Origin of the sequence: Burkholderia sp. Ac-20384 (genome assembly GCF_017104605.1) — a bacterium.
GTDB classification, from domain to species: domain Bacteria; phylum Pseudomonadota; class Gammaproteobacteria; order Burkholderiales; family Burkholderiaceae; genus Burkholderia; species Burkholderia lata.
This window is the reverse complement of record NZ_JAAGPE010000299.1, coordinates 1-10967: the sequence shown is the minus strand read 5'-3', so window position 1 is coordinate 10967 and position 10967 is coordinate 1. Positions and strand designations below refer to the sequence as shown.

The 10967-nt window shown below is 69.1% G+C and carries 10 protein-coding genes; 4 read left to right on the top strand and 6 right to left on the bottom strand.

Going from position 1 to position 10967, the window contains the following annotated elements:
- Window positions 1-309 precede the first annotated feature (309 nt).
- Window positions 310-1026: a FadR/GntR family transcriptional regulator gene (locus G3O00_RS34620; protein ID WP_011353184.1), complete on the bottom strand. Its 717-nt coding sequence runs from the start codon at window positions 1024-1026 to the stop codon at window positions 310-312.
- Between the two features lie 134 nt (window positions 1027-1160).
- Here G3O00_RS34620 and G3O00_RS34615 point away from each other — a divergent pair, with 134 nt between their 5' ends.
- Genes G3O00_RS34615 through G3O00_RS34600 form a run of 4 tightly spaced genes read left to right on the top strand, consistent with a single transcriptional unit; the run spans window position 1161 to window position 5909 of the window.
- The gene (locus tag G3O00_RS34615; RefSeq protein WP_206145666.1) at window positions 1161-1973 is read left to right on the top strand and encodes a (Fe-S)-binding protein; all 813 of its coding nucleotides are present in this window, start codon (window positions 1161-1163) and stop codon (window positions 1971-1973) included.
- Window positions 1970-2704: a lactate utilization protein C gene (locus tag G3O00_RS34610; RefSeq protein ID WP_206145665.1), complete on the top strand. Its 735-nt coding sequence runs from the start codon at window positions 1970-1972 to the stop codon at window positions 2702-2704. Before G3O00_RS34615 ends, G3O00_RS34610 begins: the two co-directional genes overlap by 4 nt.
- Window positions 2701-4146: a LutB/LldF family L-lactate oxidation iron-sulfur protein gene (locus G3O00_RS34605; protein ID WP_206145664.1), complete on the top strand. Its 1446-nt coding sequence runs from the start codon at window positions 2701-2703 to the stop codon at window positions 4144-4146. Before G3O00_RS34610 ends, G3O00_RS34605 begins: the two co-directional genes overlap by 4 nt.
- A 50-nt stretch (window positions 4147-4196) precedes the next feature.
- Entirely contained in the window at window positions 4197-5909 is a 1713-nt protein-coding gene (locus G3O00_RS34600) for a lactate permease LctP family transporter (RefSeq protein ID WP_206145663.1), read from the top strand.
- A gap of 100 nt (window positions 5910-6009) precedes the next feature.
- On the opposite strand, the gene G3O00_RS34595 is transcribed toward G3O00_RS34600, so the two are convergent.
- From G3O00_RS34595 to G3O00_RS34575, 5 genes are all read right to left on the bottom strand, one after another.
- Window positions 6010-6771: a M48 family metalloprotease gene (locus G3O00_RS34595; RefSeq protein ID WP_011353189.1), complete on the bottom strand. Its 762-nt coding sequence runs from the start codon at window positions 6769-6771 to the stop codon at window positions 6010-6012.
- Window positions 6772-6967: 196 nt separating this feature from the next.
- Window positions 6968-7750, bottom strand: a complete 783-nt coding sequence (locus G3O00_RS34590) for a glycosyltransferase family 2 protein (RefSeq protein WP_174930725.1) — start codon at window positions 7748-7750, stop codon at window positions 6968-6970.
- A 125-nt stretch (window positions 7751-7875) separates the two neighbouring features.
- The gene (locus G3O00_RS34585; RefSeq protein WP_206145662.1) at window positions 7876-9180 is read right to left on the bottom strand and encodes an endoribonuclease L-PSP; all 1305 of its coding nucleotides are present in this window, start codon (window positions 9178-9180) and stop codon (window positions 7876-7878) included.
- Window positions 9181-9267: 87 nt separating this feature from the next.
- A complete protein-coding gene (gene fabG / locus G3O00_RS34580; RefSeq protein ID WP_206145661.1) occupies window positions 9268-9984 on the bottom strand; it encodes a 3-oxoacyl-ACP reductase FabG in 717 nt (238 codons plus the stop codon).
- 110 nt (window positions 9985-10094) lie between these two features.
- A complete protein-coding gene (locus G3O00_RS34575; protein ID WP_043187455.1) occupies window positions 10095-10355 on the bottom strand; it encodes a phosphopantetheine-binding protein in 261 nt (86 codons plus the stop codon).
- Between the last annotated feature and the right edge of the window lie 612 nt (window positions 10356-10967).

The window sequence follows — 10967 nt, the reverse complement described above, 5'->3', positions numbered from 1 at the left end:
GCCGGCGGCCAGCGCGCGGGCCGGGCGGCATGCGGCGCGCCACGACAGCGCGGCCGATGCGCGCCGGATCAAAGAGGTGAACACGGAAACTTCCTCGACTGGCGGAACAAAGGGCCCGCATGCGCCGCGACGCGCGGCTGGCGCACGGTTCCGGCCGATTCTAGAGGGCGCCCGATGAACCGGTCAATCGCGCGGGGCAGCGCCGATGGCTTCGGACCGCGGACAGGCACCCGCCTGCCGGGCATCGACGCCTCGCCGCACCGGAGGTGCCCGCCGCACGGGCCACGCGCCGAAGCGGTCCGACCAATCTCAGGCTCCGTCGCCGCTGCGCTCGAAATGGCTGCGCACGTAGTCGATGTGCGTCTGCATCGCGGTGCGTGCCTCTTCGGGACGTTGTGCACAGATCGCTTCGCACACGACGCGGTGCTGCAGCAACAGCAGCTCGGACGCCTGCTCGTCGTGCGTCGTCATGCCCGCCACGTTGATCGAGATGTGTTCGCGCAGCATCCCGATCACGCTCGTATGCAGGTGCAGGAACATCGTGTTGTGCGACGCGAGCGCGATCGCCTCGTGCAGCTTCGCGTCGGTCGCGGCTTCGACGGCCGCGGCGCCGTTCGCGTGCGCGGTTTCGAGCTCGCGCAGCAGCGTGCGGATCCGGCGCCGGTCGTTCGTATCGGCGCGCAGCGCGGCGAAATAGGCGGTCGCGCCTTCGAGCACGCGGCGGAACTCGAGGATGTCGTCGCGCAGCGCCGGATGATCGGCAACCAGCTGGCCCCACGGTGACGCGATACCGGCACGCAACTGGTCGGTCACGTAAACGCCCGCGCCGCGCCGGCTCTGCAGCAGCCCGCGCGCGACGAGCCGCTGGGTCGCCTCGCGCACCGTATTGCGCGCGACGCCGTATTCCTGCGCAAGTACGCGCTCGGCCGGCAGACGCGCGCCAGCCGGCCAGGTGCCGTCGAGCAGCGCCGTCTCGATCTTGCGCATCACCACTTCGGTCCGGCCCCGGGCCGTCATCGCTGCCATCGTCGCGTCTCCCTGCGGAATGCGTGCCGCGCCGATTGGCCCAACCAATTTGAGCTGCGGCGCCGTCGCGGGAATTATGCAGCGAAATCGTCGTCCCGCATCCGCATGCCGGGCCGTCGCCTCTGGAGCGAGACATGAACGAAAGGCAGTACCCCGCCGCCGCCGTCCCCGCGAACGTCTACCTGTTCGCGACCTGCCTGGTCGACCTGTTCGTCCCTGAAGCCGGGCTCGACGCGGTCCGCCTGCTGGAACGCGAAAGCCTGACCGTCCACTATCCGCGCGGCCAGAGCTGCTGCGGGCAGCCGGCCTACAGCAGCGGCAATCCCGACGAAGCGCGCCGCGTCGCGGCCGCGCAGCTCGACCTGTTCGCGCAACCGTGGCCCGTGATCGTGCCGTCCGGCTCGTGCGGCGGAATGATCCGGCACCATTGGCCAGCGCTATTCGCCGACGATCCCGTCCACGGCCCCAAGGCCCGTGCGATTGCGGAACGAACCTACGAACTCACCGAATTCCTCGTGCACGTGCTCGACGTGCGGCTCAATGCGCTCGATGCGCTCGCCGCGCCGGCCGGCGCCGACGAGCGCGTGGTGCTGCACACGTCGTGCGCGGCTCGCCGCGAGATGGGTACCCGTGGCCACGGCGTCGCCCTCGTCGACGCACTGCCGGGCGTGACACGCATCGAACACGAGCGTGAATCCGAATGTTGCGGCTTCGGCGGCACGTTCTCGCTGAAACATCCGGACATCTCGGGCGCGATGGTGCGCGACAAGGTCGCGTCGGCCTGCGCGACGGGCTGCGACCGGCTCGTGTCTGCCGATTGCGGCTGCCTGCTGAACATCGGCCACGCGGCCGACAAGGCCGGCGCGCCGCTGCCGGTCGAGCACCTCGCCAGTTTCCTGTGGCGCCGCACGGCCGGCGCCGCATCGCTGCGCGGGGACAAGCAATGAGCGCGCGCGACGCAATCCTTCAGCGGCTGCGCGCCGCCGCCCCGGGTGTCGCGGCAGCGGCCGCCCCCGCGCTCGACGCGCGCATCGACTCGCATTACGACACGCGCCGCGCGCAGAACGAGGCTGCGCACGATCCGCACACGCTTGCCCACACGATGCAGGCCGCGCTCACCGCGTCGCATGCGGAGGTCTGGTGCGCGACCGGCGACGATTGGCCCGCGCAACTCGCTGCGCAACTCGCCGATGCCGGCGTGCGCCGTCTGCTGCTCGACCCGGCCCGCGCCGAATCCGCGGCGCTCGCCCGCGCGCTGCCCGATACGGTCGCGCCCGTGCCGTTCGACCGGCCGATCGACGCGTGGAAGGCCGAACTGTTCGACACGATCGACGCGGGCTTCACCGTTGCGCGCTCGGGCATCGCGGCCACCGGCACCGTCGTGCTCGCACCCGATGCAGGCACGCCGCGCACGGTGTCGCTGGTGCCGCCGCTGCATGTCGCGCTCGTTCATGCGAGCACGCTGCATCCGGACCTGCACGCGGCCGTGCACGCGGAGCGCTGGCACGCCGGCATGCCGACCAACCTCGTGCTGGTATCGGGCCCGTCGAAGACCTCCGACATCCAGCAGACGCTCGCGTATGGCGCACACGGCCCTCGCCGCCTGTGGGTCGTGATCGTCACCGATACGGCAGCCGCCCGCCCGGCCGCCACCGCCAGCGAGGACTTCCCGCGATGAGCGACCACACCGTGCAATTCGTCGCCCCCGGCGACTTCAAGACCCGCGCGCGCGCCGCGCTCGACGATCCCGCGCTGCGCAAGAGCTTTCGTGGCGCGATGGACTTCCTGCAAGGCAAGCGTTCATCGCAATTCCCCGACGACACCGAATTGCAGCAGCTGCGCGACCTCGGCGAAGCGGTGCGGCAGCATGCGCTCGCGCAGTTGCCCGCGCTGCTCGAACGGCTCGAGACGAAGCTCACCGAAGCCGGCGTGCACGTGCACTGGGCCGAGACGGCGGCCGACGCGAACGCGATCGTGCTCGGCATCGCGCAGGCGAAGAAGGCGCGCCGCGTGATCAAGGGCAAGTCGATGGCGAGCGAGGAAATCGAGCTGAACCATTACCTCGCGGAGCACGGCGTCGACTGCATCGAATCCGACATGGGCGAATTCATCGTGCAGCTCGCTGGCGAGAAGCCGTCGCATATCGTGATGCCGGCGATCCACAAGACGCGCGGCGACATCGCCGAGCTGTTCGAGGAACACATCCCCGGCACGCGCTACACGGAGGACGTCGACGAGCTGATCCAGACCGGCCGGCGCGCGCTGCGCCGCGCGTTCGCCGAGGCGGACATCGGCCTGTCGGGCGTGAACTTCGCGGCCGCCGACACGGGCACGCTGTGGCTGGTCGAAAACGAAGGCAACGGTCGCCTGTCGACGACGGTGCCCGACACGCACGTGGCGATCATGGGAATCGAGAAAGTCGTCGAGAAGCTCGAGCACATCGTGCCGCTGTCGAGCCTGCTCACGCGCTCGGCCACCGGCCAGGCGATCACGACCTACTTCAACCTGATCTCCGGCCCGCGCCGCGACGGCGAACGCGACGGCCCGCGCGAGCTGCATCTCGTGCTGCTCGACAACGGCCGCACGCAGGCCTACGCGGACGAACAGCTGCGCGCGACGCTGCAGTGCATCCGCTGCGGCGCGTGCATGAACCACTGCCCCGTCTATACGCGCATCGGCGGCCACGCATACGGCACGACCTACCCGGGCCCGATCGGCAAGATCATCTCGCCGCACCTGCTCGGCCTCGACGCGACGGCCGACCTGCCGACCGCATCGACGCTGTGCGGCGCCTGCGGCGAGGTGTGCCCGGTGCGGATCCCGATCCCGCAACTGCTCGTGCGGCTGCGCACCGAAGCGAACCGCAAGCCCGACGAACCCGTCGCGCATCCGCTGCGCGGCCAGGGCGCGAACTACAACCGCGCGGAAGACCTCGTGTGGCGCTTCTGGTCGGGCGCGTTCGCCCATCCGCGCGCGTACCGCGCGTTCCGCTGGACCGCAACACGGCTGCGTGCGCTGACGCCCGCGAAACAGATGGGCTGGACGCAGCACCGCACGCCGCTCGAACCGGCGCCGCGCAGCCTGTCCGACCTGCTGCGCGCACGCGGCCAGCCCGAATAGCCGTTTCGTTTTTCAAGCCGTACCGACAAAAACCTATGGAGGAGACATCCATGCAGGCCTGGCATCAGATCTACACCCCGCTCGGCAGCCTCGGGCTGTCGGCGTTCGTCGCCGCAATCCCGATCATTTTCTTTTTCGTCGCGCTGGCCGCGCTGCGGCTCAAGGGCCACGTCGCGGCGGCGATCACGCTGCTGCTGTCGCTCGGCGTCGCGATCCTCGCGTACGGGATGCCCGTGCCGCAGGCGCTCGCGGCGGCCGGCTTCGGCTTCGCGTACGGCCTGTGGCCGATCGCGTGGATCATCGTCGCGGCCGTGTTCCTGTACAAGATCGTCGTGAAGACCGGCCAGTTCGACATCATTCGCGCGTCCGTGCTGTCGATCACCGACGACCAGCGCCTGCAGATGCTGCTGATCGGCTTCTCGTTCGGCGCGTTCCTCGAAGGCGCGGCCGGTTTCGGCGCGCCCGTCGCGATCACGGCCGCGCTGCTCGTCGGCCTCGGCTTCAAGCCGCTGCACGCGGCGGGACTGTGTCTGATTGCAAACACCGCGCCGGTCGCGTTCGGTGCGATGGGTATCCCGATCATCGTCGCCGGGCAGGTGACGGGCATCGACCCGTTCCATATCGGCGCGATGGCCGGCCGCCAGTTGCCGCTGCTGTCGCTCGCGGTGCCGTTCTGGCTCGTGTTCATGATGGACGGGCTGCGCGGCGTGCGGCAGACCTGGCCGGCCGCGCTCGTGGCGGGCGGCAGCTTCGCGGTGACGCAGTACTTCACGTCGAACCACATCGGGCCCGAGCTGCCGGACATCACGTCGTCGCTCGTCAGCCTCGTCGCGCTCGCCGCGTTCCTGAAAGTCTGGCAGCCGCGCACCGCGAAGCAGACGGCCGGCGGCCTCGTTGCGTCGGGCGGCAGCGCCGCGCTCGCGGGCTTCGGCGGCGCGGGTTCGGGCAACGGCTTCGGCACCGGCACGCGCCGGCAGGCGTCGCCGTACACGCTCGCGCAAACCGTGCGCGCGTGGTCGCCGTTCCTGATCCTGACGGCCGTCGTCACCGTGTGGAGCGTCGCGCCGTTCAAGGCGCTGTTCGCTGCTCACGGTGCACTCGCGTCGACCGTATTGAAGTTCCATGTGGCGGGGCTCGACCAGCTCGTCGTGAAGACCGCGCCGATCGCCGCGACGCCGAAGGCGCTCGACGCGGTGCTGAAGATCGATCTCGTGTCGGCGGTGGGCAGCGCGATCCTCGTGACCGCGCTGATCTCGATGGCGCTGCTGCGGATGAAGCCGCGCGACGCGCTCGTCACGTTCGGCGAGACGCTGAAGGAGCTGACGCGCCCGATCCTGTCGATCGGCCTCGTGCTCGCGTTCGCGTTCGTCGCGAACTATTCGGGGATGTCGTCGACGCTCGCGCTGATGCTGGCCGCGACCGGCGCCGCGTTCCCGTTCTTCTCGCCGTTCCTCGGCTGGCTCGGCGTGTTCCTGACGGGCTCGGACACGTCGTCGAACGCGCTGTTCTGCTCGCTGCAGCAGGCCACGGCCCATCAGCTCGGCGTGCCCGAGACGCTCGCGGTAGCCGCGAACACGACGGGCGGCGTGACCGCGAAGATGATCTCGCCGCAATCGATCGCGGTCGCCTGCGCGGCGACGGGCCTCGTCGGCAAGGAGTCGGAGCTGTTCCGCTTCACGGTGCGGCACAGCCTGCTGTTCGCAGTGATCGTCGGGTTGATCACGCTCGCGCAGGCGTACGTGCTGCCGGGCATGGTGCCGTAAGCGACGCGCGCCCCAAAAACAAAACCCCACGCCCGGAAGAGCGTGGGGTTTTTCATTTCGCCGCTTGATCGCCCGCTACGGCAGGCGCTCGGCTGCGCGATCAGCTGCCCTTCGCGATGCGATCTTCGATGTGCTGAGCACGGCTCGCCGACGACGGGTGCGAGCTCATCATCGAGCTCTGGCCGCCGTCGAGTTTCGCAAGCTTCTGGAAGGCGGTGACGAGGCCCTTCTGGTTCATGCCCTTCTGCTTCATCAGGTCGAACGAGTAGTCGTCGGCCGCGCTTTCCTGCGTCTGCGAGAACTGCGCGTTGATGAACTTCTCGGTGATGTCGCCGAGCTGCGAGCTCGACAGTGCTGCCACGCCCGGCGATGCCGCGCCGGCCGCGGTGCGCGCCGCGCTGACCGCGTAAGCCGTCTGCATCGCCTTCTTCGAGTGACCCAGTGCAACGTGGCCCATTTCATGGCCGATCACGCCGCGCAGCTCGTCGTCGTTCATCTGGTCCATCAGGCCGCTGTACACGCGCACGCAGCCGTTGCCCATCGCCCACGCGTTGACGTCCTTGGTCATGTAGACCTTGTAGTTGATCTTCTGGCCGTTCAGCGTCATGTCGCCGAAGCCCTTCATCACTTTCGTCAGGCGCTTCGCGTACGCGCTGTTTGCCGGCGCGATCTTCGATTCGGCGTCGCTCGACTTGCACGAGTCGTTCGACAGTGCGGCGATGTCGGCATCCGACAGCGTCGCGGCCTTGTACAGGCTGGTCCCCGCCGACGTCAGGCTGTTCGCGTCAAGGCTCTGTACCCCGCCGCACGCGCTCAACAGAAACGCCACACCACACGCTGCCACCGCTTTCTTGAGTTGCATCCCGGAATCCCTCGATAGTTGTATTTGGGAGCGGCGATTTTGCATAATCCGGCAGAAAATTACCAGATGTTTACATCCGATGACACGTTCATTACTGGTCGGATTGGAACGAAGCGGCACGCCATCGAGGGATTGACGACGAAAAGCAGCGCAATCGCCGCAACCGGGCGACGATCGGAACGGAAGGCGGGCCCGTTCAGGCGGTCTGGTCGTGGCGCCGCGTGAGCCGCCGCGCGACCAGCATCGGCAGCCGCACCGCGAAGCCGGTGAACAGGCGCAGGTGCATCCACGCGAGCAGCGCGTTGTCGCGGCCGTAATGGAAGTGCGAGACACCGCCCTCATGCCGGCCGAAATAGCGCACCGGCGCATCGATGCGGATCGGCCGCACGCCGGCCCAGCACAGCCGTACGGCCGCCTCGGGATCGAAGTCGAAGCCGCGCATCCACGGCTGGCGGCGCATGATCGCGGCCAGCGGCGCGACCGGATACACGCGAAACCCGTACAGCGAATCGCCGATCCCGGCCCACAGCGTCTCGAGGTCGGCCCATGCGTTCGACAGCCGGCGGCCCTGCACGCGCAACTGCGGCGCGCTCGCGTCGAACTTCGGCACGCCCAGCACCATCGCGTCGGGCGCGGCCTGCGACGTGCCCATGAACGCGGGAATCAGGTCGGCCGGATGCTGGCCGTCGGAGTCCATCGTCAACACATGCGTGAAGCCGCTCGCGGCCGCCGCGTCGAGCCCGGCGAGCACCGCGGCGCCCTTGCCGCGATTCTCCGGCAGCACGATCACGCGCAAGCCCGGGTCGCGCTCGGCCATCGCCTGCAGCCGTTCGGCGCTGCCGTCGGTGCTGCCGTCGACGACGACCCACACCGGATTCCACTGCGCACGGGCATTGCGCACGGTCGTGTCGACCTTGGCGCCCGGGTTGTAGCTCGGAATCAGGACGAGATGGGTGGACGAGGCGTGCAGCTTGGACATGGAAACGGCCGATTGCGAAGACGGGGATCCTGACAAAAGTTTATGACTTGCCGGCGAACGCCGGCAGGCTTCGTCGACGTCGCCCGCGTGCGGGGCCGGTTGCTCGATCGTGAGGTTTTCCCGCTTCATGACAGCCACGCCTCCTCATGACCCGCGCTGGCCTCGATCTCGACCAGCAGGTCGCCGCGGCACACGTCCGCATGAACGACGAGCGGACGCACGCCGGGGCCGACCGCCTCGCGCAACACGCGCTCGATCGCAGCCAGTGCGTCGGCATCGCCGGCATCGCGCACGTAGACGCGATAGCTCAGGTCGGCGAGCGAGAACGGGCCATGCCCCTGGCACGCGGCCTGCTCGAGCACGGCCGCGAGGTTCGCGACCGTCTCGCGCGTTTGCGCGACGACGTCGCCGTGATGCACGGTGCGGTGCCCGACGATGCTCGCGGTGCCCGACACGAACAGCACCGGCGCGGCATCGCGTTGCGACCATGCGGCTGCGCGCGCGAACGTCGGCGCACGCGGGCCGTACTCCGCCGGATAGTGATACGCGCTGACCTGGCGCGGGTTCTCGACCGGATCGGCCGGCGTACGGCTCGCGAGGAAGTGGATCGCGAGCGGCGCGGCCGGCGATGCATCGCCCGCGACCGGCACGACCGAACCGAGCGCACATGCGGCCGGCACGCCGCCCGTCAGCGCGCGGCGGCACGTGTCGAACGCGTGCTGGCGGCCGATATTGAACTGACGATAGCGCTCGATCCCGAACTGCACCGCGTTGATCGCCGGCACGGTATTCCAGATGCGCAGCGGATGCGGCATGCCGAGCGAATCGAGCACGTCGAACAGGGCGCGGTACGCGTCGTGCGTCGCGCGTTCGAGCGGTGTGCCGCCGTCGGGCGTTTCGTCATGCTTGTCGTACGTTTCGCTCGTCTCGTGCACGACGATGCTGCCGAACACGAGGCCCGCCGTTTCGCTGTACCGATAGTGCAGCGCGCCGCGCCGTTCGCTGCGCAGGTCGTACGCATCGCATTGCCAGATTTCGCAGACGGCGTCGTCCGGCGCGATGCCGGCACCGAGCAGCGCCATCGGCACCGGCGCGATCGGCAGGCCGGGCACGACCTCGGCCAGCATCCGTGCCGCCGCGTCCGCGTGCGATTCGTCCTGAAGGCCGGCCGCGCCGATGCACACCGCACCCAATGCGCCCGGAAACGCGCGCTCGAATCCGTCGCCACGACCACGCGCATCGTCCAGCAACGCGGCAAGCCGCGCATGGCTCATCCGGACGAGCCGCAGTACGCGGTCGTCGCCGCGCGCGAGCGATTCGCCCGATCGCGATGCGGCCGGCCCGGCCGTCGTCCGTCCGCGCACGACCGGCTCGGCGGAGGACGACAGGGAACACGGGCGCCGTTCGGCGTCGACTGGATGCACGGACACTTCGATTTCCTCACTATGCGGCGCAGGCCGCGCACCATCGCGGCCTGCGCCGCGTTGCGTTACGTCACGCCGACGCTGCGCGCTTCGTCATGCGAGCCCGCCGTTGACGGACAGCACCTGCCCCGTCACATAGGCCGCGGCGTCGGATACCAGGTACGCGACCATCGCCGCGACTTCGTCGGGCCGGCCCGCGCGCTGCGCGGGCACGAGCTGCTTGATGCGTTCCGCGGGAAACGCCTGTTCGGCCATCGGCGATTCGATGATGCCGGGCGCGACCGCGTTCACGGTGATGCCGCGCGACGCGAGCTCCAGCGACAGCGACTTCGTCGCGCCGATCAGCCCCGCCTTCGCGGCTGCGTAGTTGACCTGCCCGCGATTGCCGGTCACGCCGGCCACCGACGCGATGTTGACGATCCGACCGCGCCGCGTGCGGATCATCGGCAGCAGCAGCGGCTGCGTGACGTTGAAGAAACCGTTGAGCGTCACGTCGAGCACGCTGTGCCACTGCCGGCGCGACATGCCGGCCATCGGCGCATCGTCGTGAATGCCCGCGTTGTTAACGAGGATCTGCACCGGCGCATCGTCGATGAACGGCTGCAGCGCGGCGAGCGTCGCATCGGCATCGGTCACGTCGAACGCGATCGCGTGCGCGGCGCCGCCGGCCGCGACGAGCTGCTGCGCGACCGCCTCCGCCTGCGCGACATGGCGGTTCGCATGCACCCACACTTCATGGCCGGCCTGCGCGAGCGCCGTGCAGATCGCCTGCCCGAGTGCGCCGCTGCCGCCCGTCACGAGCGCCCGCATCGAATTGCTCCGTTCATCGCGTTCTACCTCGATCGACGCGGCCGCGTATCGTCTGCCGATCGCGGCCGCCTGCCGTCATCACCTGCGCGCCGCGCCCGTGCGCGACGCCGTCACTTCGTGCGGTGCGCGGCGACGTACGCAGCCAGCGCACCGAGCGTCGCAAAAATCTTCTGGTTGTCCGGATTGTCCGAACGCAGCTCGAAGCCGTATTTCTTCGAGATCAGCAGGGCAATTTCCAGGATGTCGATGGAGTCGAGCCCGAAACCCTCGCCATACAGCGGGGTCTCGGCCGTCACTGTTTCGAGCGGGACGTCTTCGAGATTCAGTTCGCCGATGATCAGCGTGGCGAGCTCTTGTTCCAGTGCGTTCATCATGCGTGCGGGCAGGCGGCCCGTGGCAGCGGAAGGCGCCCGGAAACGGCAATCGCCATGCACGCCCGGCGCGTGCGAATCTCCGTCCCTTCGGCGTCTGCCGGCGTCCCCGCCTGCGTTATTTGGGGATCGTTTGTAAAAGTTACGCGGATTCTAGACGAAGGGGTATCGGGCCGTATACCGCCAATGGTTACAGACTGGCGAGCCCGCGCCGCGGCCGGTTTCGGGACCCGAATGCACGAGACGCTTGAGCCGCTTTGGATGGAAATGGACCGACCCCGAGAAACCGTTCGTCCGGCGCCATACAATCGGTTACAAAACCCGTTCGCGCCCGCCCCGAACACGCGGTGCCGGGGCCCTAAAATGAGCGTGCCCGACCACCGGCCCGGACCCGCGTCCCGGCCGCCATTCATATGATGTTTGACGGCCCGACCACCGCGTCCGGCCACGATCCGCCCGATGTCGCCAGTCATGCCGCGCCCGTCCTTCCGCTCCGTTCCGGTTCGCCCGTCCGTCCGCTGCCGCCCGGCCGCCGGTCGCGAGTTCGCGCGCCGTATGTGCGGAGGCCGCCCATGAGCCGGCTGCTGCCCGTCGCGCGCGGCCTCGCCGCCA